Raw genomic sequence first — 24785 nt, forward strand, 5'->3', positions numbered from 1 at the left:
TCGGCCCCGTCCCCGGGAGGCTGCTGTGGAACATCCGCAACGGGTCGTCGACGCCCACGTCCACCACTGGGATCCGGCGCGCACCGAGTGGTACCCGTTCCTCGCCGCCGACGCCTCGCTCGCCGCCGTCGGCATGCCCGACGCCGACCGGATGCGCCGGCCGTTCGATCAGTCGACGTACCTCGCCGAGGCGAGCCGCTGGAACGTCGAGGCGTACGTGCACGTGACCGCCGCGCCCGAGCACTTCGTGGCCGAGACCGCCGAGATCGCCCGCCTCGCCAAGGCCACCGGCCAGCCGCAGGCGATCATCGGCGGGGTCGACGGGCGGGACGGCGCCGCCGGGATCGTGGCGCAGCTCGACGCCCAGGCGGGCGCGCCGGGTCTCCGTGGCGTGCGCGCCAGCGCCGGTCTCGACCTCGACACCGACACCGGGCACGCCCTGCTCGGCGCGCTCCGGGACCGCGGCCTGGTCTACGACCTCGTCGTCCATCCGGACGGGATGCGGGCGGCCGCTGCGGCGCTCGCCGCGTTCCCGGACCTCACCGTCGTCGTCGAGCACACCGGCTGGCCGCTGGCGGAGGACCCGGAGCACGCCACGGTGTGGCGCGACGGCCTGGCCCGCCTGGCCGGGCTCGGCCCGCGGGTGCACCTCAAGCTGTCGGGGCTGGCGATGACGCTGCACCGCATCGACGTCGCGTCGTTCCGGCCGTGGGTGGCGCACAGCCTGGAGGTCTTCGGCCCGGCCCGCTGCTTCTTCGCGTCGAACTTCCCGGTCGATGGCATGTTCGGCAGCTTCGACGACCTGTACGGGACGTACGCGCGGCTCGTCGACGAGCTTGCCGCCCCGGCCCGCGACGGCCTGTTCGCCGCCAACGCCGCCCGGGTCTACCGCTGCTGAGCGGGACGGCGCCGGCCGCGGGCGGCCCCGCGGCGCGGCGCTCGTCCGCAGTCAGTTCGAGCAGGCGTAGTCAGGTCGAGCAGGCATAGTCAGGTCGAGCAGGCGCAGTCAGTTCGAGCAGGCGCGGTCAGTTCGAGGAGGCGGTGGGACGGTCGGCGAGCAGGTAGGTCGTGGCGGTGGCGGTGGCGGCGACGGTGAGGACGGAGGGCCAGGCTCCGAGCTTCTTCGCGAGCGGGTGAGCCGCCCCGAACGCTGCCGTGTACGTGCCGAGCAGCACGCCCGTCACCACGGGACCGCGGGTGCGCAGCCAGGTGCGTCCGCAGACCGCGCCGGCGACGGCGAGGACGACGCCGGCGAGTTCCCGGCGCCCGCTGAGACGGGCGGCCGAATAGCCTCCGACGAGACCGGTCGCGACGACGGGTGCAGTGGGTACCGATGCCATACACGGCACGCTACGCCGCCGCCGGGCACCCGCCGGGGGCCCAAGGTCGTGCCCGCCGGGGACCGGCGGCCCTGCCGCACCAGTGCCTCGGCGGAAACCGCTGGCCGCGGGCGTCCCCGGCGGACTGTCGCCGACGGAGTTCCCGGCGCGCCCGGCGATTCGCGTTGACGTTCATCACGCCAGGGCGAGCGCCGACCCGTCCCCCGCGCGGGGGCGGCGGTCAGGTGGCGAGGCGGTCGGTGCTGGTCGAGGTCGCCGCGGACGGGGTCAGCGTGCGCGGGCCGAGCAGCTTGCCCATGAGGTGGTCGGCGACCGTCTCCGCCGGGTAGCGCGCCGGGTGGCGGCACGACCCGGTGCAGCGTCGAGCGCCATCGGTCGTTCGTCCAGCGAGCGAGCAGATCGCCGATGTTGACGATGAACGCCCCCGGCACCGGCCGCACCCCGTGCCACGCCCCGTCCGGGCCGAGGATCTCCAGGCCGGGCATGTCGTCGGCGAGCAGGATCGTGCAGGCGCCGTAGTCCGTGTGGGCGCCCATCCGGAGCTGGCCCGGCGCCGGATCCGGCAAGCCGGGCTGGCGCAGGTAGCGGTTGGCCCGCATGACGTTCGGGGCCCGGCCGGTGCGGCCAGCGAAGTAGTCCTCGGGCAGCCCCAGGGCCTGCGCGAACGCCGACATCAGCATCCCGGCGAGCCGGGCGAGGGCTGTCTCCGCGTCCTGGGTCGGCATCGGCATCCCTTGACTCACCCGGCGACTTCGGCGTCCAGCACGTTAGATCCCGCCCATTACATCCACATGTCGCAGATCGTCGTTGGGCTTGCGGGCGAGTGGCCTGGCGCGGTTCGGTGGAACCTCATGGCACACGGGCGTGGCGCCCCGGTCCGTGCGCGGTGAGCGACGGACCGGGGCGGCGCGGGCGGGGGCGGGGCGCCCGCGCGGGGGTCAGCGGCCGAGCGGCTCGGCGATCGGCTGGCCGAGAGCGGTGCCGAGGGCGGCATCGAGGGCGGCGTGCCGGTGGTGCAGGCCGGGCTCGTTGCGGCCGAACACCAGCTCGGGGCGCACGCCGGTCGCCATGGTCCGCTGGATGTCGCTGGCCAGGACGTAGTCCTCGTCGCGGACGGTGCTGTGGGCGTACTCGAAGATCTCGTCCGCCGCCTTGCGGGTCGCCTCGTCGGTGAGATCCATCGGGGTGGCGTTCTGGTGGTAGGTCACCGAGTGGCCCGGACCGGTGCCGGGGTAGACCCGGAACACCTCGCCGTTGGCCACGGTGCACGACAGGACGATGTTCGGGAACAACGCGTAGATCACCACGAAGTTGTGTAGCGGCTCCCAGCTCTCCTCCGGCTGGTCGGCGATATCCCCGATGTGACGCATCGGGAACACCAGCCGATGGTGCGGGCCGTAGGAGTCGAACAGCGCGCAGTTGCTCCGGGTGAACAGGGCGAACGTGTCCTTGTGCACGGTCGCGAAATGATAGTTCTCCGCGAACGTGTCCAGCGCGAGCTTCCAGTTGATCGGAAAATCGAGGGTCTTCTCGCCGATCGGCGCCCAGTTGCCGATGTTCCAGGACTCGAGCTCCGGGCCGAGATCACCGAGGTGGGCGCCGATGTCGAGCGGCCCGGCGTCCGGCCGCAGGCCCACCCACAGGAAGCCGGAATGCTCGGCGGCGGGCAGCTCGGTGAGGCGGACGCCGCCCGCCATCGTGGTGGGGAAGCCCTCCCGGCCGGGGCCGCCGACGAAGCAGCCGCGGTTGTCGTACGTCCACGCGTGATACGGGCAGACGAACCGCTCGGCCTCGCCGCAGCCCTGCGCGACCGGCGCCTGACGATGGGCGCACACATTCTGAAAGGCTCGCACAATGCCGTCCGACCCGCGGGTCAACAGCACGGGAACGTCCATGACGGTCTTCGTGCAGAAGCTTCCCGGGTTCGGCAGCTCGGACCGGTAGCCGACGAGCTGCGGCGAGTTCAGGACGAGTTCCCGCTCAGCCTCGAAGCGTTCCCGTTCCGTGTACACGGCCGCCGGTTGACGCCGCTCCTCGGGCGTCATGTCCGTTGTCTTGTCGGTGACGATTTTGAGCGCCCGTCGAGTCAGGTCGATGAGCTCGTTGCGGTCTATCGGATGCCTCCCTGATGCGGCGGACATGTCTTGGAGAACCCGCCATACCGGCGGCCCAAGATCATATGTCCCGGTCGGAGGAAATCGTATGTGGCCGTCTTCAATGGCCGATGCTCCGGGATGAGTCGTCATTCCGACAGGAGCGGATGTGTCGCTTTCTGTAATAAATTAAGGTCGGTCGCCGGAGCTGTCGGGCCATGCGTCAACGTGATGTTTCTCAGAGTCACCGCCGGATCGTTGTGTGGCGGACCTGCGTAACCGGGCCGAGGCCGGGCAGGGCTGCCGAGAGCAGACCGCGGACGAGAGCAGACGAGAGCAGACAAGAGCGGACGAGAGAGGAGCACGCTGATGACGAAGGATCTCGCGGGCACCCGCATCGCGTTCCTGGTGGCCCCCGACGGCGTTGAGCAGGTGGAGCTCACCGAGCCCTGGGAGGCCGTCCGGGATGCCGGCGGCGAGCCGGTCCTCGTGTCGACCGCCCCCGGAAAGATCCAGGCGTTCCACCACCTCGACCGGGGCGACCGCTTCGACGTCGACGAGACGGTCGACCAGTCCGACCCCGCCGCCTTCGACGCCCTGATCCTGCCCGGCGGCGTCGCGAACCCGGACTTCCTGCGCTCGCAGCGCGACGCCGTCCGATTCACCCGGGCCTTCTTCGACGCCGGCCGGCCGGTCGCGGTGATCTGCCACGGCCCGTGGACGCTCATCGACGCCGAGGTCGTGCGCGGCCGGCGGATCACGAGCTGGCCGAGTGTGCGCACCGACCTCGTCAACGCCGGCGCCCACTGGGTCGACGAGGAGGTCGTCCTCGACACCGCGGGAGTGAACACGCTGATCAGCAGCCGGCGCCCGGATGATCTGAAGGCCTTCTGTGCGGCGATCGTGGACCACGTCCGCCCCGCCGGCCAGCAGCATTCCGGCCCGACCGGCACCGGCGATACCGAAGCCGCCCGCACCACCGCCGACGAGCTGCGCTGACGCCGTGGTGCGGGGTCCTCGCATCGTTGCCAAGCCCCACGGCGGTCACCTCGGCGCCGGTATGCTGTCGGTAGGCGAAGGTGACGCCATATCGCAGTAATCCGAGTGCGACGAGTACTGAGGGGCAGCATCGCTATGCACGACGGTGGCGGTTCCGTTCCGGCGTTTCCCGATGTGATGGCGGTGCTGCGGCGGAGCACGGCCGCGGCACATACCCGGCTCGAAAGCGCACTCGAGCTGCTGTCGCCTGACCTTTCGGTCAGTCGTTATCGTGACGTCCTGATGCGGATGCACGGTTACTATGACGCGTTGGAGCCGCGGCTCGACGAAATGCTGACCGGCGCCGGCTCGCCGCTGCCCGACTGGCCGTCGCGGCGAAAGGTGCCGCTGCTGCGGCATGATCTGCGGCTGCTCGGCGTCGATGACGCGGCCCTCGCCGCGCGGCCGCGCCCCCGGGTACCGACGGTCGACGACATCGCGGCGGCGATGGGTGTGCTGTACGTATTCGAGGGGGCCACGCTGGGCGGCCGGTTCATCGTCCGCCACGTCGTGACGACGGCGGTGCCGCCGGCGGCGACGGCGTTCTTCGGCTCCTACGGCGACGAGGTCGGCCGGCGTTGGAGCCAGGTCCGCCAGGCGATCCGCGCCGCGACGGCTGGCGAGGCGGCGCGGGTGGAGGCCTGCGCCGGCGCCGCGGCGGCCCTGTTCGGCGCCCTCGAGGCGGAATTCGCCCGGTGAGTGGCGCCGGCGAGTTCACGGGGATGCCGTCGTCGGGGATGCCGTCGTCGGGGATGCCGCCCTCGGAGATGCCGCGGCCGGAGCCCGTGGACCTGACGAACTGCGACCGCGAGCCCATCCACATCCCGGGCAGCGTGCAGCCCCATGGCGTGCTGCTCGCGGTCCGCGCGGACGAGGACCTCACCGTGGTGCAGGTCTCCGCCAACACCGCGGAGACCCTGGGCCACGAGGCCGCGGCCGCGGTCGGCCGGCCGCTGCGGGAGCTCGTCGGCGCCTCGGCGGCGAAGGCCGTGCGTGACGTCGTGCGGACCGCGTTCGACCTGCGCGAGGCAAGCCCGCTCGACCTCGCCGTCGGCGACGGTCACGACCTGCGCCGTTACGACGCCCTGCTGCACCGCGTGGGCGAACAGGTCGTCATCGAGCTGCAACCCGCCCGCAGCGCCCGGCCGCTGTCCTATTCCGGGACCTACGCACGGACCCGACAGTCCGTGCTGCGCCTGAACGGCTCCCGTTCGCTCGCCGACCTCTTCGACGTGGTGGTCGAGGAGGTTCGGCGGCTGACCGGATTCGATCGGGTGATGGTCTACCGGTTCGACGCCGAGTGGAACGGTGAGGTCGTCGCCGAGGCGAAACTCGACCGCCTGAACAGCTTTCGCGGACTGCACTATCCGGCCACGGACATTCCCGCGCAGGCCCGTGCCCTCTATGAGCGGTCGTGGCTGCGGCTGATCCCGGACGTGGATTATCGGCCGGTCCCGCTCGTCCCGGCGGTGAACGCGGTCACCGGCGGCCCGCTCGACCTCAGCGACGCCTGGCTGCGCAGCGTCTCGCCGATCCACATCGAATACCTGAAGAACATGGGCGTCACCGCGTCCATGTCCATCTCGCTGCTGCGCGACGGTCGGTTGTGGGGCCTCATCGCCTGCCATCACTACTCCGGCCCGCATGAACCCGGCTACGAGATCTGCGCCGCCGCCGAGTTCCTCGGCCACCTGTTCTCGCTGCGGCTGGTGTCCCGGGAGAACGAGCAGACCCTGGAGGCGACGCTGGCGACCCGCGAAGCGCTCGACCGGCTCCTCGCCGAGGCGCAGGGGGACGGTGCGTCGCTGGTCGAGGTCCTGACCGCGGGCGGGCCGAACCTCGCCGACCTGATCTCCTGCGGCGGGGTCGCGGTCGCGATCGACGGCGAGTACCGCACGTTCGGCGCCGTCCCGCCCCGCGCGGCGCTGCGGGCGGCCTTCGACGCCCTCGCCACCGAGGGCGCCATCCTCGCCTGCGACGCGCTGCCCCGCGACGCCCCGCACCTCGCCGAGCACCGCGACGTGGCCTGCGGCATCCTCGCCTTCCGACTGTCCGGCGACGAGGGGGTCGCCTGGTTCCGCCCGGAGACCGTCCGCACCGTCGACTGGGGCGGCGATCCGCGCAACAAGGAGCTGACCGCCCAGGAGGGCGCCGGGGTGCGGCTCAGCCCGCGCCGGTCGTTCGACCGCTGGCGCGAGGTCGTCCGCGGCCGCGCCCGCCCCTGGTCGGCCCACGACCTCGCGATCGCCGCCGAACTGCGCCAGCATCTGCTGCGACTGGTGTACCCGCCGGCCCGCCGCGGCGCCGACCTCGCCCGGCTGATGCAGGAGAGCCTGCTGCCCGAGCGCCTCCCGTCGATTCCCGGCTTCGAGATCGAGGCGTGGTACGACCCGGCGGCCGCCGGGCGGGTCGGCGGCGACTGGTACGACGCGGTCCCGATGCCCGACGGCCGGGTGGCCCTCATCGTCGGCGACGTCGCCGGCCACGGCGTCGCCGCCGCCGGCACGATGGCGCAGTTGCGCAACGCCCTGCGTGCCTACGTCGTCGACCTCGACCCCACCGACCCGCGGCCCGCCCGCAGCGTCCTGCACCGCCTCGACCGGCTCGCCGCCGCCCTGCTGCCGGAGGCCATCGCCACGGTCGCCGTCGCCGTCACCGACCCGGTGACCGGGCTCGCGCAGATCGCCTCGTCCGGTCACCCGCCGCCGGTGCTGCTGCCGACCGTGGGGGAGCCGGTCGTCGTCGAGGTCGAGATCGCCCCGCCGGTGGGCGCCGCGATCCCCGGCCTGGCGGGCACGATGCCTCCGGGGACAGGCGGCGAGGCCGCTGCTGGCGGGGCTGGCGGGTGGACGGCGCAGGTGCGCCTCGCGCCCGGGGACGCGCTGGCCCTGTTCAGCGACGGACTCACCGAGCGGCGCACCGAGGCCCCCGACGTCGGCATCGAGCGGCTGCGCGCCCAGGCCGTCTCCGCGGCGGCCGCCCACCCGGACCTGCGCGGCCTGGGCGACTCGCTGTTCCGGACCTGCCGCGACCCGGACAACGACGACGACGCCACCCTGCTCCTGCTGCGGCGGCGTGGCCGTTCCGGCGCCACCGCTCCTCACCACCTGGAAGGATGAGCGGCGGCAGGATCGTGCCGGCGACCCGGCCGCCGCGGAGGTGACGACGCCGTGCGTCCCGCCCGCGGCCCTGGGCCCGGCATCCGACGAAGGGGAGCATTCGATGGTCGACTTCAAGGGCGCGCTCGGCAAGCTCGGCGACCTGGCGGAGGAGCACGACGACAAGATCGACGCCGCCGTCGCCAAGCTCGGCGACGTGGTCGACGACCGCACCGACCACAAGCACTCCGACCACATCGACCGCGCCGTCCGCGAGATCCAGGACCGCACCTGACCTCCCCCCGCCGCCCCCACCTGGGGGATGGCGGAGTCCCTGCTGCGGGCGGGTCCTGCCCGTTCCGTGTCGAGCGACCCACGATGACGCAGCGGTGGGCGGAGCTGACGTTCGTGCACTGGGCGTTCGACCCGGCGGTGGTGTCGCGACTGGTGCCCGCGCACCTGCGGGTCGAGGTCCTCGACGGCGCCGCCTGGGTGGGACTGGTGCCGTTCCGGATGCGGGTGGCGAGCGCAGGCGGCCGGGGGTTCGGGCCGGTGACGACGTTCTGCGAGACGAACGTACGGACCTACGTGGTCGACGCTGAGGGCCGGCACGGGGTGTGGTTCCTCTCGCTGGACGCCGCGCGGCTCGGCGCCGTCGTCGTCGCCCGCACGCGGTTCCGGCTGCCGTACTTCTGGTCGTCGATGGCGCTGACCCGGGTCGGTGACGAGATCACCTACCGGTGCCGGCGGCGGGCCCCGCGTCCGGCGGCGGCGGAGAGCCGGGTGCGGGTGCGCATCGGTGCGCCGTTCGCCGCCGCCGACCTCGGCCCGCGCGAGCACTCCCTGACCGCCCGTTGGCGGCTGTTCAGCGCCGCCGGCGGGCGGCGCCGCCACGCCCCGGTCTGGCACGAGCCGTGGCCGCTGCACCGCGCCGACCTGCTCGACGTCGACGATCACCTGCTCACCGCGGCCGGGCTGCCGCATCCGACCGGCGACCCGCTCGTGCACTACTCGCCGGGCGTCGACGTCCGGATCGGAGCGCAGCGACCGTAATGGTGGTTTCGCGCCCGCCGATGCCGGTGCGGTGGTTCCTGCGCAGCGGCGGGCGGGTTGCGGCGCCCCGCGGCCAGGCGGTGAGGCGCGGTTGCGCGGAACCGCCTGTGGTGCTTGCGCGGCGCGGGGGTCGGCGGGAGGCTGGCTCGGGAGAATGTTCCGTTCGGTGTGATTTTTTCGTCCGCGGGCAGTCCTCGGGTCTCGCCCGAGGTGAGGGTCGACCGCCATGCCGTCCGGTCTGGCGCGAGGGGGTGCGCGGTGGCCGTCCCGTTCCAGACCGATCCGGATCGGCTGCGGGCTCGGCTCGCCGCCTGGCTCGCCGAGCATCCCGCCGATGCCACCGGCCCGGCGGGTGGTGGCCCGGCGGGTGGTGGGACGGCGGGGGTGCGGTGGGAGGTCGGTGAGCCGACCGTGCCGTCGGGGCAGGGGTTCTCCGGGGAGCTGGTGTTGCTGCCGGCGACCCGGATCGGGCCGGACGGGCAGCGGGTCTCCTTGCCGCTGGTCGTGCGGATGGCGCCGCGGCGGTTCCGGCTCTACCCGTGGGACCGGTTCGCCGAGCAGTGCCGCGTCACCGAGATCCTGGCCCGCGACACCGACGTCCCGGTGCCGCCGGTGTACGGTCACGAGCTCGACCCGGAGGTGCTCGGCGCGCCGTTCGTCGTGCTCGGTCGGGTCGACGGCGACGTGCCCGCCGACCTCCCGCCCTACCACATGCAGGGCTTCATGATCGAGATGGCGCCGGCCGCGCGGGCCAGGGTCTGGGACGCGGGCCTGGTCGCGATGGCCGGGATCCACCGGCTCGACCCGCAGCGGCTCGGGCTCGACTTCGCAGGGCAGCCCGAGTACGGCCCGGTCGGAGCGGTCCAGCAGCTCGCCGCCTACGAGCGTCACCTGGAGTTCTTCGCCGTCGACGAGGCCGCCCGGGGCGTGGTGGACGACGCGCTGGCCTGGCTGCACGACCATCCGCCGGCCGAGCGCCATCCCGTCCGGCTGGTGTGGGGGGACGCCCGGATCGGGAACCTGATCTTCCAGGGGGAGCGGGTCGCGGCCGTGCTCGACTGGGAGATGGTGTCGCTTGGCCAGCCCGAGACCGACCTCGGCTGGTTCCTGCACCTCGACCGCCACCTCGGCGAGGGCGTCGGGTTGGCGCGTCTGCCCGGCCTGCCGGACCGCGCGGCGACGGTGGCCCGCTACGCCGAGCTCCTCGGCCGGCCGATGGAGGACATGGATTACTACCTCCTGCTCGCCTCGCTGCGTCACACCCTGCTCGCGGCCCGGGTCACCCGGCTGATCCGCCAGTACGAGCTGTTGCCGCCCGACCTGGTGCCGCCGATCGACCAGTTCGCCGCCCGGCTGCTCGCCCGCGTACTCGACGAGGCCCGCGCCGGCGTGGGCTCGGGGGCTGCCTGACGCCCGGCGTGGCAGTCCAGACACTCGCAGTTCAGATTTTGTCAGTCCAGGTTTATCAACCTAGCCTGATGAAATGCCCTCGGACCCCGACGACCAGCCCGACGACCTTCCAGAGGTCCTTCCTGACATCCGTCAGATCGCCGTCGCCCTGCGGCTGAGCCTCGGGATGCTCGTGCGCCGGCTGCGCCAGGCCCAGCCCGCGGGGGAGCTGACGATGCCCGAGTCGGCGGCGCTGGCCCGCCTGGACCGGGGCGGCCCGGCCACGGCGGCGGCGCTGGCCCGGCTCGAGCAGATCAGCCCGCAGGCCATGGGCGCCACCCTCGCCGCACTGGAGGCTCGCGGCCTGGTCGAACGCCGTCGCGATCCGGCTGACGGCCGGCAGGTGATCCTCTCACCGACCGGGTCGGGGCTCGCGGCGCTGCGCAGCCGCCGCGACGCGCGCACCGAACTGCTCACCGGGGCGCTGTCGGCCGGGTTCACCCGGGCCGAACTGGACCAGCTCGCCGCGGCCGCGCCGCTGCTCGAACGCCTCGCGGAACGCGTCTGATGCCGGCCTCCGGGCCGCGGACATCCGGCGCGGGGAGGTTCGGCGCGGGGAGGTTCGGCGCGGGGAGGTTCGGCGCGGGGAGGTTCGTCGCGGCGGCGGGTGTGGACGACAACTACCGGTGGGTGGTGCTGGCGAACACGACCGCGGCGGTGTTCATGTCCGCGCTCGACGGGTCGATCGTTCTCATCGCGTTGCCGCCGATCTTCCGCGGCATCCACCTGGACCCGCTGGCCCCGGGTAACGTCGGCTACCTGCTCTGGATGATCATGGGCTACCGGCTTGTGCAGGCGGTGCTCGTCGTCGCCCTGGGCCGGCTCGGTGACCTGTTCGGCCGGGTCCGGATCTACAACGCCGGGTTCGCGGTGTTCACGCTCGCCTCGATCCTGCTGTCGTTCGACCCGTTCGACGCCGGCCGCGGGGCGCTGTGGCTGATCGGCTGGCGGGTGCTGCAGGCGGTCGGCGGGTCGATGCTGACCGCGAACTCCGCCGCGATCCTCACCGACGCCTTCCCCGCCGAGCAGCGGGGCTTCGCGCTCGGCATCAACCAGGTCGCCTCGCTCGCCGGCCAGTTCGTCGGCCTCGTCGCCGGCGGCGTGCTCGCCGTGCTGGACTGGCGGGCGGTCTTCTGGGTGAACGTGCCCGTCGGGGTGTTCGGGACGGTGTGGGCGTACCGGCGGCTGCGCGAGACCGCCACGCCGCGCGGCGGCCCCCGGCGCATCGACTGGTGGGGCAACATCACCTTCGCGGTCGGCCTGGCCGCCGTGCTGATCGCCGTCACCGAGGGCCTGCAGCCCTACCGCGGGCACGCCATGGGCTGGACCAATCCCGCGGTCGTCGGCCTGCTCGTCGGGGGAGTGGCGCTGCTCGCCGCCTTCGTCGCCGTCGAGCGGCGGCACCCCGATCCGATGTTCACGCTCGGGCTGTTCCGGATCAGGGCGTTCGCCGCCGGCAACGTCGCCGGGCTCGCCGTGTCCGTCGCCCGCGGCGGCCTGCAGTTCATGCTCATCATCTGGTTGCAGGGGATCTGGCTGCCGCTGCACGGCTACGACTACGAGGACACGCCCCTGTGGGCCGGGATCTACCTGTTGCCGTTGACCGTCGGCATCCTCGTCGCCGGGCCGGTCTGCGGCTTCCTGTCCGACCGGTTCGGCGCCCGTGGCCTCGCCTCCGCCGGGATGGCCGTGTTCGCCGGCAGCTTCGTCGGCCTGATGCTGCTGCCCGTCGACTTCCCGTACTGGGCGTTCGCCCTGTTCATCGGGCTGAACGGGATCGGCGGCGGGATGTTCGCCGCCCCCAACTCCTCGGCGATCATGGGCAGCGTGCCGGCGGAGCAGCGCGGCGCCGCCTCGGGGATGCGCGCGACGTTCCAGAACTCCGGCACCGCGCTGTCCATCGGCGTGTTCTTCTCGCTGATGATCGCGGGTCTCGCGGCCACCCTGCCGGACGCGCTGGACGGCGGCCTGCGCGCGCAGGGCGTGCCGGCGGGGGTCGCCCACGATGTCGCCGCGCTGCCGCCGGTGTCGTCGCTGTTCGCCACCGTCCTCGGCGTGAACCCGGTCGAGCACCTGCTGTCGGCCGGCGGCGGACTGGCCGCCGTGCCGTCCGCGAACCGGGCGACGCTGACCGGCCGCGAGTTCTTCCCCGAGCTGCTCGCCGGGCCCTTCCACCACGGGCTCGTCATCGTGTTCGCGGTCGCCGCCGTGCTCGGCGTGCTCGCCGGCCTCGCCTCGGTGCTGCGCGGGGCGTCGGTGCCGAGCGGCGCCACCCCCGCCCGCCCGGCCGGTCCGCCCGCGCCCGGGGCGCCGCCGGTCGGGGTAAAGATCGGGCGGCAGTCCGAGAGGATCATCGAGGAGGCGCCCGATGCGCATAGCGGTGACGACGCCGACGGGCAACGTCGGCCGGCACGCGGTAGTGATGCTGGTCCGGGCGCCGAGTCCAGGCCGTGCAGCGAGGGCGTGGGCAGGCCGGGCCGCGATTCCTGACGATCACTGCCAGAGGACGGCGCGGGTACGGCCGCCGGGGAGCTGCGCGGCGCCGACGACCTGACCGCGGTCGTTGATCGCCGCGGCGTGGCTCTCCCCGCCGCCGAGATCGCCGAGACCGGTCATCCGGCCGTCGCACCAGCGGAAGCCGTAGCGGTGGCCGTCGGCGGTGGTGCTGTCACCGATCACGTCCCCACGGTCGTTGATCGCGATGGGCACGCTGGTCGTGCCGCCGAGGGTCCCGAGGTCTCGCGGCCGCCCGAGGTCCCAGCGCACACCGTGGCCGGGCTGGCCGCCGGCGTCGGACGTCTGCCCGACGACCTGCCCGGCGTCGTTGACGGCCGTCGCCTCACTGGTGCGGTCGGGCAGGGCGGCGCCGAGGTCGATCAGGCGCCGGCCGAGCCACACGACCGCGTGACGGGAGCCGGTGGCGGTGTCCGCCCAGCCGACGATGTCCCCGCGGTTGTTGATGTCCGTCGCCCAGGCCGCGCCCCCACCGGGCAGCGTGGGCAGCGCGTCGAGCCGGCCGCCGGCCCAGCGGGCCACGCGGGCGTGGTTGCCGTCCGCGTCGCTGACCCGCACGGCGATCTGGCCGCCGTCGCTGATCGCCACGCCGTCGCTCGACGTTGCGGGCGGGGCGCCGAGGTCGATGGTCTGGCCGCGCCACCAGCGCACCGCGCGCCTGTTCCCGTCGGGCCCCGGCAGGGCGCCGACGACCTCACCGCGTTCGTTCTGGCCGCCGACCGGAAAGCCGGTGTCGACGGTGCCGCGCCCGGCGCCGAGCACGAACCCGGTGTTGAGCCTGTCCCGGTGCGGCACGAACCCGGCGATCTGATCATCATTGTTGATCTCGGACGGGCCGGGGGCGTCGTCCGGCAGCGCCGCCGACCGCCCCGCCGCCCAGCGGAAGCCGTGCAGGTCGTACGAGCCGCCGGAGGCGGTCCCGACGATCACCCCGCGGTCGTTGATCGCCGCCGCGGAGTGGTAGGGCAGGTCGGGCGCGAACCCGAGATCGACCGGCGCGACCGGTTGGTCGGATCCGCCGGCCACCGGCCGCGGCCCCGCCCGCTCGCCGGTCGCGGCCTGCGCCGCCGGCCCCGCCATCGGGATCGTCGCCAGCACCGCCGCAGCGGCGGAGGCCATGAGGGTACGCACCGAGCGCATCGTCGTCCTCTCCACGGGTCCCGGCCCCACCCCACGGCCGCATCGTCAGATGCGGGACAGTGTCCAGGGCGCTACGCGTCCGACCGTGGTTGACACTCCGTGATGACCTGTTGGCGGCGGCTGGTCAGTAGATGTCGCGCAGGTAGCGGCGGTCGGCGGTGAGCTGGCGGACGTAGGCGGCGGCGTCGTCGGCGTCGAGTCCGCCGTGCAGGGCGACGATCTCGCGCAGCGTGCGGTCGACGTCCGCGGCCATCCGGCTGGCGTCGCCGCAGACGTAGAGGTGGGCGCCGTCCTGCAACCACGACCACAGCCGGGCGCTGTGCTCGCGCATCCGGTCCTGGACGTAGACCTTCGACCGCTGGTCGCGGGAGAAGGCGACGTCCAGGCGGTGCAGCGTGCCGTCCNCCTGCAGCGCGGCGAGCTCCTCGGCGTAGTAGAAGTCGGTGGCCCGGCGCTGCTCGCCGAAGAACAGCCACGTCCGGCCGCGGGCACCGCGGGCGCGGCGGTCCTGCAGGAACGCGAGGAACGGGGCCACACCCGTCCCCGGTCCGATCATCACCAGCGGCGTGTCCGGGTCGGCCGGCGGACGGAAGTGGGCCGAGCGCTGCACGAACACCGGCACCGGCGCCTCACCGGGTCCGTCGGCGAGGAACGTCGAGCACACGCCCCCGCGGGCCCGGCCGCCCCGACCGTCGAACCGGACCACCGACACGGTCAGATGCACCTCGCCGGGATGGGCCAGCGGGCTCGACGAGATCGAGTACAGCCGGGGCTGCAGCCGCCGCAGCACCCCCGCCCACTCGGCCGCCCCGGCCCGCACGGGCAGCTCGGCGAGCACGTCCGCCGCCTGGCGTCCCCACGTCCATTGCGCGAGCGCGTCGGAGTTGTCCGGGCGCAGCAGGGTGTGCAGGTCGCGGTCACCGCTGCGCTCGGCGACGAACCNCAGCAACGCCGGAGTGATCCCCGTGATGTCCAGGTGGCTGCGCAGCGCCGTGGCGAACGGCATCTCGCCCACCCCGCTGACGGGCACGGGCTGGCCCGGGTCGGCACCGGTGCGCTCCAGCCACTCCGCGACGAGGTCGGCGCCGTTCACCGGCCAGACGCCGAGGGCGTCACCGACCTCGTAGGTCAGCGCGGTGCCGGCGGTGCGGAAGGCGAACCGCCGCACCTCCTTCGCTGAACCGGGCCGGCTGAGCAGCTCGTTGCCGATCAGCGGCGCGGCGGTCGGCGCGGTGCGGGAGGGCCGGCTTGCGACGGTGGCCGGCGCCGTGCCCGCCGGGTTCTCCGGGCCGGCGGGCCTCGCAGGGCCGGCCGGCTTCCTGGGGGCGCCGTGGTCCGCGGGGGCCAGCGCGGCGAGCACGGCGTGAAGCCAGCTCGCGGCGTCCTGCTCATAGTCCGGTTCGCAGTCTGTCCGGGGCACCAGTCGCACCGCGCCGAGCTCGCCGAGCCGCTCGTCGACGCGTCGGCCGTGGCCGCAGAAGTCGGCGTAGCTGGAGTCGCCGAAGGCGAGAACGGCGTAGCGCAGGTGCGGCAGGCGGGGCGCATCCGGCGCCGACAGCGACTCCAGGAAGTCGCCGCCGTTGTCCGGCGCCTCGCCGTCGCCGAAGGTGCTCGTGATGACGAGCAGGTCGCCGCCGTCGCGCAGCTCTTCGGGCGAGAACTCACCCATGGACCGCACCCGCGCCGTCCAACCGGCGGTGGTGAGCCGCTCGGCGGCGGTCGTGACGGCGAAGTCCTCGGCGGTGCCCGTCTGGGACGCCCACAGCACGGTGACCTCCCGCGTCCCCGGTCCCGTCCCGTCCTCCGCGTCNTCCACGGGGGCGAGCGGGGGCACGGAGGCGAGCGGGGGCACGGGGGTCCGGGAGAACGCCCCGGCGAGCGCGCCGTTGACCCACACCGCCTGCGCGGGGGAGAGGGGAGAACCGGGCGGCAGGACCGGAACCCCGCCCGGTGCCCCCGGGACCGCACCGCCCAGGGCGGCGACGAAACCCGCGAGGTAGCGCCGCTCGTCGTCGCCGAGGGCCGGCGCGGCGATTGCCCGCAGGCCGAACAGCTCCCCGAGCGTCTCCGCCGCGGTCGGCGTCTCCGCCGCGGTCGGCGTCTCCGCTGCGGTCGGCGTCTCCGCTGCGGTCGGCGCGGTTCGCGCGTCCGCGGGAGGGGCGCTCGCCGCGGGGAGATCGGCCGGCGCGGTGGGCGACGCGGCGGCGACCCGGATGAGGGAGACCGCGCAGACCTTCAGCTCCGGCTGGAACGAGATCGGGTCGACGGCGTCGGAGGTGACCGCGTTGACGCTGAGGTACTCGCCGAACAGGTCGTTCCAGTGGATCGGGGCGAAGCAGCTCCCGGGAAGCACCCGGTCGGTCACGACCGCCGGCAGCACCGCCCGTCCGCGCCGGGAGGCGACCTCGACCGCGTCGCCGTCGCCGATCCCGAGGGCCTCGGCGTCGCGCGGATGGATCTCGACGAACGGGCCCGGGTTGAGCCGGTTGAGCTTCGCGACCTTGCCGGTCTTGGTCAGGGTGTGCCACTGGTGTTGGACGCGGCCGGTGTTCAGCACGAACGGGAAGTCGTCGTCGGGCAGTTCGGCGGCGGGCAGGTGCGGACGCGGATGGAACACCGCCCGCCCCGACGGGGTCGCGAACGCCAGGCGCGGCCGTGTCCCGTCGGGCCGTTCGACGAGGCGCTGGCTGACCCCGTCGTTGCGGTACCGGACGGGGTTGCGCGCCGGGCCGTCCGCCGCCGCGGCCGGCCACTGCACCGGCGTCTCGCGCAGCCGGTCGTAGCTGACGCCGCGCAGGTCGTAGCCGGTCAGCGGGTTGTGGAAGGCCCGGATCTCCGCGAAGACCTCCTTGGCGTCGCGGTAGGCGAAGGCGTCGGCGTAGCCCATCTCGGCGGCGACCCGGGCGATGAGCCGCCAGTCCGCCATGGCCTGGCCGGGCGGGTCGGCGGCCTGCTGCACCAGGGTCAGGTTCCGCTCCGAATTGATCATGATGCCGGTGCTCTCGGCCCACATCGCGGCGGGCAGCAGCACGTCGGCGTAGGCGTTCGTCTCCGTCTCGGCGAACGCGTCCTGGGCGACGACGAACTCGGCCGCCTCCAGCCCCTCGATCACCGTGCGCCGGTTGGCGACCGAGGCCACCGGGTTCGTGCAGATGATCCAGCAGGCCCTGATCTCGCCGGCGGCCATCCGGGCGAACATGTCGACAGTGCCCCGCCCGGCGTCGGTGCGCAGCGTGCCCGCCGGCAGGCCCCACTGCTGCTCGACGAAGGCGCGGTCGTCCGCGGCCACCACCGAGCGCTGCCCCGGCAGGCCCGGACCCATGTAGCCCATCTCCCGCCCGCCCATCGCGTTCGGCTGGCCGGTCAGCGAGAACGGGCCCGCGCCCGGCCGGCAGATCGCCCCGGTCGCCAGGTGCAGGTTGCACAGCGCGTTGGTGTTCCAGGTGCCGTGGGTCGACTGGTTCAGGCCCATCGTCCACAGGCTCATCCACGCCCCGGCCGCGCCGATCCACTGCGCCGCCCGGCGGATGTCCGCCGCCGGGATGCCGGTGATCTCCGCGACCCGGTCCGGCGGGTAGTCCGCGAGGAACGCCGGCATCGCCGCCCAGCCCTCGGTGTGCTCGGCGATGAACGCCTCGTCGATGTGACCGCCGGTGACCAGCAGGTGGAGCAGGCCGTTGAGCAGCGCGAGGTCCGTGCCCGGGTTGATCTGGAGAAACAGGTCGGCCTTGGCGGCCGTCGCGGAGCGCCGGGGGTCGACGACGATGAGCCGGGCACCGGCCTTGACCCGGTCGAGCAGCCGCAGGAACAGGATCGGGTGACAGTCGGCCATGTTCGCGCCGATGACGAAGAACACCTCGGCGTGGTCGAAGTCCTCGTACGAGCCGGGCGGGCCGTCCGCGCCGAGCGACAGCTTGTAGCCGCTGCCAGCGCTGGCCATGCACAGCCGCGAGTTCGACTCGATCTGGTTGGTGCCGACGAACCCCTTCGCCAGCTTGTTCGCCAGGTACTGCGCCTCCAGCGACATCTGCCCCGAGACGTAGAACGCGACCGCGTCGGGGCCGTGGGTGTCGACGATCCGGCGCAGCTCCCGGGCGACCCGGCTGATGGCGGCGTCCACGTCGACCGCCGCCGGCTCGCCCTGCCGGTCGCCGCGCACGAGCGCGCTGGTCAGCCGGCCCGGCGCGGCCAGCATCTCCGCGCTGGTGGCGCCCTTGGTACACAGCCGGCCGCGGTTGGCCGGATGGTCGCGGTCGCCCGCGACCTTGACGACGCGGCGCCGGCCGTCGTCGCCCGTCTCGACGTCGAGCACCATCCCGCAGCCGACCCCGCAGTAGGAGCAGACCGACCGCACCTGACCTGCCATGTCCTGGCGGGTCGGGGCCGGATGGGCGGGTGCGGTCATGGGTGGTCCCCTCCCTGACCAGGGACAGCCGGGCGATGTCCGCACCGACTGTAGGAACGACCCGTTTCGCGGGCATCGCGCGCGCCGGCGGCGGCGGTAACGTCGCGCGCACCTCGGCTGCCAGCTCCATGTGAGACTTGGGGCGCCGGTGCCACGGCGTCCGTACGATGGGCCATCGTGGATCTCGAAGCTGACCGGGTGGCCCACCTGCTCGCCGCGCAGGCCCGCGCGGCGGAGCTGTTCGACGAGGTTGCCGTGCGGGGCCTGATCACCCCCGGCCGCGGGGAACGTGAGGTCAGTGACCAGATCTGCGACCTCGCCCACGAGATGTTCGGCGTCGAGCGGCACTGGCACAAACGGATCGTCCGGGCCGGCCCGAACACCCTGTACCCCTACGCCGACAACCCGCCCGACCGGCCGATCGGCGCCGACGACATCGTCTTCTGCGACTTCGGGCCGGTCTTCGACGGCTGGGAGGCCGACTTCGGCCGCACCTTCGTCCTCGGCGACGACCCGGTCAAGCACCGGCTGCTCGCCGACCTACCGCGGATCTTCGATGCCGGCCGCCGGTACTTCGAGGCCCGCCCGGACATCACCGGCGCCGAGCTGTACGCCGCCGTCAGCCAGCTCGCCGCCGACGCCGGCTGGGCCTACGGCGGCCCGCTCGCCGGCCACCTCATCGGCGAGTTCCCGCACGCCCGCATCCCCGGCAACAAGATCGACTACTACGTCACCCCCGGTAGCGACCAGCCGATGCGGCGGGTCGACGTCGACGGCCGGCCCTGCCACTGGATCCTGGAGATCCACCTCGTCGACCGTGCCGCCGGTTTCGGCGGCTTCCACGAGGAACTCCTCGACGTCGGCCACCGCTGACGCCGCTCCGTAGCCCGAGTGGCTGCAAGTCGATTACGAGCCGCACACCGAGCGTCCCGCCTGATCCGAACCTCGGCGATCATGGTGTCCGTGGAACCGCACCAACTTGTCGGGCTCTCGCTCCCACTCTTGCAATCTTAGTATTTCGCGAGACAGTACCTCGCTCCAACTCTGATCTTGCTGTCGGAGCCGACGCTCCGCGCTCCGCGCCGATCTTACCTGTTTGTCGTTGGGGCCGCGGGGGAGAGCGGTGCTGTTCGGCCCGCGGTCGGGGATCCCCCGCAAGCGGCCGGTGGTGCCGATGGATCGGATCCGGCTCCCCCTATCTGTCGGCGCGGCGGACATCTCCTTCGGATCGGCGCGGCGCATGCCGAAGGTACTCATGCATCGAGAGCCTGCCTTCTACTAGCCCCGCGTGCCGGTCTCGGTGGCCACCGTGCCGCACGCGCCGCACGCCACGCCGATATCCGACGTGATGCACCACTGTCGGCAAATCCGGTAGAAGATGTTGCGTTATGTCGGGGGTTGATGACGGCACGGTTGGGTGGGACTTCTTTATCTCCTACACCGCTGCTGATCGGCGGTGGGCAGAGTGGATGGCCTGGCAGTTGGAGGCCGCAGACTACCGAGTGCTGATTCAGGCGTGGGACTTCGTACCTGGATCCGACTGGCGAGTCAAGATGGAACAGGGTGTCACTCGCGCGACGCGGACGATCGCGGTCCTCTCGGAGTCTTATCTTGCGTCGGTCTATGGAGGCGAGGAGTGGAGGGCTGCGCGCGCCGCCGATCCGGAAGGACTTATCCGGAAGTTGCTGCCCGTCAGGATCGACGACTGTGATCGTCCGGGTACGCTGGCGACGGTTGTGTCGATCGACTTGTTCGATCTTCCTGCCGACGTGGCCCGGCTACGTTTTCTTGCGGCTGTAAACGCTTCGTTGAAAGGTCGGGTGAAACCGGATACCGAGCCTGCCTTCCCGCGGCGTGATGTGTCGAACGCGCCACCATCTTTTCCTGACCCACTTTCGGTTGCGCAAGAGTCTATGCCAAGGCTGATCTTTAGACCTCTTGCCGGCCATGTCGGAGGAGTGTGGTCGGTGGCGTTTGCGCCGGACGGGAGAACATTAGCCACCGCCAGTAGAGATGAGATGGTGAGACTGTGGGATGTGGCTGACCCGAGTCAAGCGCGTGCCCTTGGTGATCCTCTCTTTGGCCATACTGATTGGGTGTCGTCGGTGGCGTTTGCGCCGGACGGCCGGACTCTGGCGTCTGCCAGCCAAGATGAGACGGTGCGGCTGTGGGATGTGGCTGATCCGACTCGGCCACGTTCTTTGGGAAAGCCCCTCTTTGGCCACTCCGGTGGTGTGTGGTCGGTGGCATTTGCGCCGGATGGGCGGACTCTGGCTTCCGCCAGCGACGATAGGTGTGTTGCGCTTTGGGATGTTGCCGACCTGAGTCGCCCGCGCAGGCTCGGTGCTCTTCTCACCGGTCACACCGACGGAGTGTTGTCGGTGGCGTTTTCGCCAGACGGACGGACTCTTGCCACCGCCAGTGACGATAGTACGGTGCGGCTGTGGGCGATCAAGGGTGAGAAGGATCAAGACGGCCAGCCTGACCATAGCTGATACAGGCAGGGGTCCTGCTCGATCAGGCGTCGGACGGCTGGGGGCTCGGAGGAAGGCCGCTTTATGGTCAGCCGGCCTGGCGGTCGGCTCGGTACTGGGCGGCCTGGGTGAGCAGGATGGTCTGCAGACGGCGTACCGCGGCGGGCAGGTGGCGGGTCCGGCGGCGTTGGACGACGAGGATGACCGTGGCGTCGTCGGTCTCGAGCGGGCGATAGGTGATCAGGCCGGCGCGTTCCAACGGGTCGCCCGCGATGCTGTAGTCGGGCAGGACGGTCACGCCCAGGCCCTGGGCGACCATGAGCTTGCCCATCTCCGCGCCGTCGGTCGAATAGGACAGCGCCGGGTTGGCGTCGCGGAACAGCCGGTGCACATAGCGGTGCATCAGGTAGCCCGAGCGCATCGCGATGAACGGCTCGGACAGCAACTGCGCCGGTCGGATGCTGGTGTGGCGCGCCAGCGGGCTGTCGGTTCGGCAGCACAGCACGGCGCGGCCGCGGAACAGCTCGGCGGTCTCCAGGTCGGGGGCGACGTCGTCGCCGTCCATCAGGTTGACCAGGCCGAGATCGAGCCCGCCGTCGAGCAGCAGCCGGTGGATGTCGGCCTGCTGGGTGTTGACGACCTCGACCTGGGTGTTCGGCTGGGCGGCGCGGAACTCGATCAGGGCGGGGGCGAGCAACGGCACCGTGGCGGCGTTCACCGTCCCGATCCGGATCATGCGGCTGGAGCGATGCTGGTCGTCGGCGGCGGCGCGCAGCCGGTCAACCGACTCCAACACGTCGGTGATGTAGGGCAGCAGCTCGCCGCCGGTCGCGCTGATCGTCGCGCCGGTGCGGCGGCGGTCGAGCAGGGTCAGGCCGAGCTCGCGTTCCAGGTTGCGGATGGTTTCACTCAGCGCCGGCTGGGACAGGTGCAACGCCTCGCTCGCGGCCCGCATCGACCCGAGGCGGACGACCGCGGCGAGGCACTCGAGCTGTTCGATCCGCACCGCAGCAGCCTTCCTGCCCGGACGGTGCAAGGGCCGCCCTATCGCACCCTCGCCGAGCCCTGATTGACCGGTCCGGACGGCGCGGTCAGACTGGTCACCATGTCGATGGGCATTATAGGGATCGCCGGGCAGCACCGGCCGTCCGTCGATGCGGGCGCTGGTCGTGCCACCCTGGCCCGGCGTGCCTGTCGCCGGGCCGAGCCCTGTTGCCGGTCCGGACGATGTGGGGCCCGCCCCGCCGCCTGACCGACGGCACCGGCACCGGCCGCGGTCGGGTCAGTAACACCGCGCCGGCCTCGCCGGCTCGCCCTTCTCCGGGGCCGCTGCATTCTGCGTAGTGCCAGCATTCCCGTGCTCCGCATTCCCGTACCACCGGCATTGCGCCGTACCGCTGGTATTGCGCCGTACCGCTGGTATTTCGCGGTGCCGCCAGTGTTGCGCCGTGGCGAGATCACCGTGTTGGGGTAACGCCGTCCTGGGACTCTGCGTTTCAGCAGCACTGGGACTCGCCGTCATTCGTATTCGTCCTGCCGTCTGTTCGTTCTGTCGCCATGGAGGTACTACCCGATGTCAGATGACGTCGACGTCGGTCACGAGCCGATCAAGTTCGCCTACTGGGTGCCGAACGTCAGCGGCGGCCTGGTGGTCAGCAGGATCGAGCAGCGCACCGACTGGAGTTACGACTACAACCGGCGCCTCGCCGTGCTCGCCGAGAACAACGGGTTCGACTACGCGCTCAGCCAGGTCCGCTACATCGCGTCCTACGGCGCCGCCTACCAGCACGAGTCGACCGGCTTCAGCCTGGCGTTGCTGCTGGCGACCGAGCGGCTGAAGGTGATCGCCGCGATTCACCCGGGGCTGTGGCATCCGGGTGTGCTGGCCAAGTTCATCGCCACCGCCGACCAGCTCTCCGGCGGCCGGGCCGCCGTCAACGTCGTCAGCGGCTGGTTCAAGGACGAGTTCACCAAGCTCGGCGAGCCCTGGCTGGAGCATGACGAGCGGTACCGGCGCAGCGAGGAGTTCATCCGCTACCTGCGCGAGATCTGGACCGACGACCACGCCGAGTTCCGTGGTGACTTCTACCGCCTGCACGACTTCGACCTCAAGCCCAAGCCGGTGGCGGCCCTCGACCGGCCGCATCCGGAGATCTTCCAGGGCGGCAACTCCACCGCCGCGCGGGCGATGGCGGGCCGGGTGTCGGACTGGTACTTCAGCAACGGCCGCGACCTCGACGGCGTCAGCGAGCAGATCGCCGAGGTCGGCGCCGAGGCGGNCCGCCACGGCCGGCGCGTCCGGTTCGGCCTCAACGGATTCCTCATCGCCCGCGACACCGAGACCGAGGCCCGCGAGGTGCTCCGCGAGATCATCGCCAAGGCGGACCGGGAGGCCGTCGAGGGCTTCGGTTCCGCGGTGAAGCAGGCAGGCCGGTCCACCTCGGACGGCAAGGGCATGTGGCAGGACTCGGAGTTCGCCGACCTGGTCCAGTACAACGACGGCTTCCGCACCGGCCTCGTCGGCACGCCCGAGCAGATCGCCGAGCGCATCGTCGCCTACCGCCGCCGCGGCGTCGACCTGCTGCTGCTCGGTTTCCTGCACTACCTGGAGGACGTCGAGTACTTCGGCCGCCGCATCCTGCCGCTCGTGCGGGAGCTGGAGGCCGACGCCGCCGAACGCGGCGAGCTGGTCCGGGGAGCCTCCTGACGATGCCCGCCGACCGCCCGCACGCGGCCCACCGGCGGTTGGTCCGGCGGCGCCACGTCGACTACCGCCGCACGGGCAGCGCCCAGTGTCCGTGACCAGCCTCCGCCTCCGGGGTGCACGCGCACCACCACGTACGTGTCCATCTCCCTCATCGAGGAGCCCTGCATGTCTCTTGACGCCGACCGGCGACCGTCCCCAACCGCAGCCACGACCGCGACCGCCGCCACCGCGACCGCCACCACGACGACCGCCGCCACGACCGCCGACGACAACGCGGCGCGTTTCACCGCGGCGCTGGCCCGTGCCGATCTCGTCGCCGCCGAACTGCGCGCGACCGCCGCGGAGCGTGACCGCGCCAACCGCACCCCGCGCGCCGAGGTCGAACTGCTGCGCCGCCACGACCTGCTCGCCGTCCAGGAGCCCGTCGCCTACGGCGGCGACGGCCTTGACTACGCCCAGGCCTCCCAGCTCACTCGCCGCATCGCCCGCGGCGACACGTCCATCGCCCACCTGCTCGGCTACCACTACGCCCAGACCCGCATCGCTCCGCTGTTCGGCACGCCGGAGCAGGCCGACGCCCAGTCGCGGCGCAACGGCGCCGAGAAGCTGTTCTGGGGCGGCGTGCAGAACCCGCGCGGCGGCTCCGACCTGGTGCTGACCCGCGACGGCGACGCCTTCCGGCTGACCGGCCGGCGTTCGTTCGCCTCGGGGGCGAGCCTCGGCGACCAGTTGTCCGTCACCGCCGCGCTCGACGGCGAGCTCGTGTTCGTCTCGCTGCCCGCCGGGCGTGAGGGCTTCCAGGCCCTGCAGGACTGGGACAACATCGGCCAGCGGCTCACCGACTCCGGCGGCGTCGTGTTCGACAACGCCCGCATCGAACGCGCCGAGCTGCTCGGCGACGACCCGCTCACCGGCCGCACCCTGTCGCCCTACCAGACGCTGGTCACGCCGCACTGGCAGCTCGCGTTCGTCAACTTCTACATCGGCACCGCCGAGGGCGCGCTGGAGGAGGCACTCGACTGGACCCGCCTGCACGCCGCGCCGTGGGAGACCGCCGGCGTCGAGCGGGCCACCGACGACGCCTACATCCTGCAGACCGTCGGGGAGCTGCGCAGTGAGATCCGTGCCGCCGCCCTGCTGGCCGACCGGGCGGGTGCGGCGTTGCAGGACGCCCTGAACGTCGGCCCGGAGCTGACCGCGGACGAACGGGCCGAGGCGGCGATCGCCGTCTACGAGGCGAAGTACCTGACGACGAAGGTGTCGCTGGCGGCGGCGAGCCGGCTGTTCGAGATCCAGGGCTCGCGGGCGACGACCAGCGCCTACGGCTTCGACCGGCACTGGCGCAACCTGCGCACCCACACCGTCCACGACCCGGTGGCCTACAAGGCGCGCGAGGTCGGCGACTGGACGCTCAACCGCCGCGCCCCGGAGTTCTCGCTCTACCGCTGACCGGTCCGACCGTCCAGGGCTGCCC

18 protein-coding genes and 5 pseudogenes are annotated in these 24785 nt (G+C 72.5%); 14 read left to right on the plus strand and 9 right to left on the minus strand.

Features of this window, described 5'->3' with window-relative positions:
• Nucleotides 1-25 precede the first annotated feature (25 nt).
• Nucleotides 26-898, plus strand: coding sequence for an amidohydrolase (locus UK82_RS15505; RefSeq protein WP_055407843.1), 873 nt, complete (start codon nt 26-28; stop codon nt 896-898).
• A gap of 127 nt (nt 899-1025) precedes the next feature.
• Here UK82_RS15505 and UK82_RS15510 read toward each other — a convergent pair whose 3' ends face one another.
• From UK82_RS15510 to UK82_RS15515, 3 genes and pseudogenes are all read right to left on the minus strand, one after another.
• The gene (locus UK82_RS15510) at nt 1026-1340 is read right to left on the minus strand and encodes a hypothetical protein (protein WP_044885896.1); all 315 of its coding nucleotides are present in this window, start codon (nt 1338-1340) and stop codon (nt 1026-1028) included.
• Between the two features lie 350 nt (nt 1341-1690).
• Nucleotides 1691-2071: pseudogene (locus UK82_RS42760) on the minus strand (2OG-Fe(II) oxygenase family protein); the annotation flags it as partial.
• A gap of 207 nt (nt 2072-2278) precedes the next feature.
• A complete protein-coding gene (locus UK82_RS15515; protein ID WP_173667297.1) occupies nt 2279-3454 on the minus strand; it encodes an SRPBCC family protein in 1176 nt (391 codons plus the stop codon).
• A 348-nt stretch (nt 3455-3802) separates the two neighbouring features.
• Between UK82_RS15515 and UK82_RS15520 the strand changes: the two genes are divergently transcribed.
• From UK82_RS15520 to UK82_RS15555, 8 genes are all read left to right on the plus strand, one after another.
• On the plus strand, nt 3803-4432 hold the full coding sequence (locus tag UK82_RS15520) for a type 1 glutamine amidotransferase domain-containing protein (protein WP_082121960.1): 630 nt from the start codon (nt 3803-3805) through the stop codon (nt 4430-4432).
• A gap of 177 nt (nt 4433-4609) precedes the next feature.
• Entirely contained in the window at nt 4610-5170 is a 561-nt protein-coding gene (locus UK82_RS15525) for a biliverdin-producing heme oxygenase (protein WP_236705990.1), read from the plus strand.
• Nucleotides 5167-7590: a SpoIIE family protein phosphatase gene (locus UK82_RS15530; RefSeq protein ID WP_236705978.1), complete on the plus strand. Its 2424-nt coding sequence runs from the start codon at nt 5167-5169 to the stop codon at nt 7588-7590. Before UK82_RS15525 ends, UK82_RS15530 begins: the two co-directional genes overlap by 4 nt.
• 103 nt (nt 7591-7693) lie before the next feature.
• Nucleotides 7694-7864 (plus strand): antitoxin, encoded by a 171-nt coding sequence (locus tag UK82_RS31525; protein WP_009742703.1) that lies wholly within the window; start codon nt 7694-7696, stop codon nt 7862-7864.
• Nucleotides 7865-7947: 83 nt separating this feature from the next.
• On the plus strand, nt 7948-8622 hold the full coding sequence (locus UK82_RS15540) for a YqjF family protein (protein ID WP_055407845.1): 675 nt from the start codon (nt 7948-7950) through the stop codon (nt 8620-8622).
• Nucleotides 8623-8880: 258 nt separating this feature from the next.
• Nucleotides 8881-10032, plus strand: coding sequence for a phosphotransferase family protein (locus UK82_RS15545; protein ID WP_044885901.1), 1152 nt, complete (start codon nt 8881-8883; stop codon nt 10030-10032).
• Nucleotides 10033-10105: 73 nt separating this feature from the next.
• Nucleotides 10106-10579 (plus strand): MarR family winged helix-turn-helix transcriptional regulator, encoded by a 474-nt coding sequence (locus tag UK82_RS15550; RefSeq protein WP_055407847.1) that lies wholly within the window; start codon nt 10106-10108, stop codon nt 10577-10579.
• 155 nt (nt 10580-10734) lie between these two features.
• Nucleotides 10735-12561: an MFS transporter gene (locus UK82_RS15555; RefSeq protein ID WP_396230569.1), complete on the plus strand. Its 1827-nt coding sequence runs from the start codon at nt 10735-10737 to the stop codon at nt 12559-12561.
• Between the two features lie 3 nt (nt 12562-12564).
• Here the strand turns inward: UK82_RS15555 and UK82_RS15560 are convergent, their stop codons facing one another.
• The 5 genes and pseudogenes from UK82_RS15560 to UK82_RS38080 form a co-directional block, all read right to left on the minus strand.
• On the minus strand, nt 12565-13716 hold the full coding sequence (locus UK82_RS15560) for a hypothetical protein (RefSeq protein ID WP_152989908.1): 1152 nt from the start codon (nt 13714-13716) through the stop codon (nt 12565-12567).
• A gap of 133 nt (nt 13717-13849) precedes the next feature.
• The coding region (locus UK82_RS38065) for a hypothetical protein (protein WP_255354300.1) at nt 13850-14129 on the minus strand (280 nt) is incomplete at its 5' end.
• A gap of 1 nt (nt 14130) precedes the next feature.
• Nucleotides 14131-14667: pseudogene (locus UK82_RS38070) on the minus strand (reductase); the annotation flags it as partial.
• A 1-nt stretch (nt 14668) separates the two neighbouring features.
• Nucleotides 14669-15535: pseudogene (locus UK82_RS38075) on the minus strand (flavodoxin domain-containing protein); the annotation flags it as partial.
• A 1-nt stretch (nt 15536) separates the two neighbouring features.
• Nucleotides 15537-18130: pseudogene (locus UK82_RS38080) on the minus strand (molybdopterin oxidoreductase family protein); the annotation flags it as partial.
• 177 nt (nt 18131-18307) lie between these two features.
• Here UK82_RS38080 and UK82_RS15570 point away from each other — a divergent pair.
• On the plus strand, nt 18308-19003 hold the full coding sequence (locus tag UK82_RS15570) for a M24 family metallopeptidase (RefSeq protein WP_152989909.1): 696 nt from the start codon (nt 18308-18310) through the stop codon (nt 19001-19003).
• A gap of 515 nt (nt 19004-19518) precedes the next feature.
• The gene (locus UK82_RS31530) at nt 19519-20625 is read left to right on the plus strand and encodes a TIR domain-containing protein (protein WP_083507209.1); all 1107 of its coding nucleotides are present in this window, start codon (nt 19519-19521) and stop codon (nt 20623-20625) included.
• A 67-nt stretch (nt 20626-20692) separates the two neighbouring features.
• Here UK82_RS31530 and UK82_RS15575 read toward each other — a convergent pair whose 3' ends face one another.
• Nucleotides 20693-21610, minus strand: a complete 918-nt coding sequence (locus UK82_RS15575) for a LysR family transcriptional regulator (RefSeq protein ID WP_044885906.1) — start codon at nt 21608-21610, stop codon at nt 20693-20695.
• A 567-nt stretch (nt 21611-22177) separates the two neighbouring features.
• Here UK82_RS15575 and sfnG point away from each other — a divergent pair.
• From sfnG to UK82_RS15585, 3 genes and pseudogenes are all read left to right on the plus strand, one after another.
• Nucleotides 22178-22883, plus strand: a 706-nt coding sequence (gene sfnG / locus UK82_RS38085; protein WP_236705979.1) for a dimethylsulfone monooxygenase SfnG, incomplete at its 3' end; no start/stop codon positions are given.
• 1 nt (nt 22884) lies between these two features.
• Nucleotides 22885-23311, plus strand: a pseudogene (locus UK82_RS38090) (LLM class flavin-dependent oxidoreductase); the annotation flags it as partial.
• A gap of 165 nt (nt 23312-23476) precedes the next feature.
• Nucleotides 23477-24760 carry an acyl-CoA dehydrogenase family protein gene (locus tag UK82_RS15585; RefSeq protein ID WP_052681160.1) on the plus strand — a complete coding sequence of 428 codons (1284 nt, stop codon included), beginning with the start codon at nt 23477-23479 and terminating at the stop codon, nt 24758-24760.
• Nucleotides 24761-24785: the final 25 nt, after the last annotated feature.

The sequence above is a fragment of the Frankia sp. ACN1ag genome, from assembly GCF_001414035.1.
Taxonomy (GTDB): domain Bacteria; phylum Actinomycetota; class Actinomycetes; order Frankiales; family Frankiaceae; genus Frankia; species Frankia torreyi.

Coding starts and splice junctions, on each gene's coding strand:
- UK82_RS15510 (WP_044885896.1), bottom strand. CDS start 1,340: ATGGCATCGGTACCCACTGCACCCGTCGTCGCGACCGGTCTCGTCGGA.
- UK82_RS15520 (WP_082121960.1), top strand. CDS start 3,803: ATGACGAAGGATCTCGCGGGCACCCGCATCGCGTTCCTGGTGGCCCCC.
- UK82_RS15525 (WP_236705990.1), top strand. CDS start 4,610: ATGGCGGTGCTGCGGCGGAGCACGGCCGCGGCACATACCCGGCTCGAA.
- UK82_RS31525 (WP_009742703.1), top strand. CDS start 7,694: ATGGTCGACTTCAAGGGCGCGCTCGGCAAGCTCGGCGACCTGGCGGAG.
- UK82_RS15540 (WP_055407845.1), top strand. CDS start 7,948: ATGACGCAGCGGTGGGCGGAGCTGACGTTCGTGCACTGGGCGTTCGAC.
- UK82_RS15550 (WP_055407847.1), top strand. CDS start 10,106: ATGCCCTCGGACCCCGACGACCAGCCCGACGACCTTCCAGAGGTCCTT.
- UK82_RS15555 (WP_396230569.1), top strand. CDS start 10,735: ATGTCCGCGCTCGACGGGTCGATCGTTCTCATCGCGTTGCCGCCGATC.
- UK82_RS31530 (WP_083507209.1), top strand. CDS start 19,519: ATGTCGGGGGTTGATGACGGCACGGTTGGGTGGGACTTCTTTATCTCC.
- UK82_RS15585 (WP_052681160.1), top strand. CDS start 23,477: ATGTCTCTTGACGCCGACCGGCGACCGTCCCCAACCGCAGCCACGACC.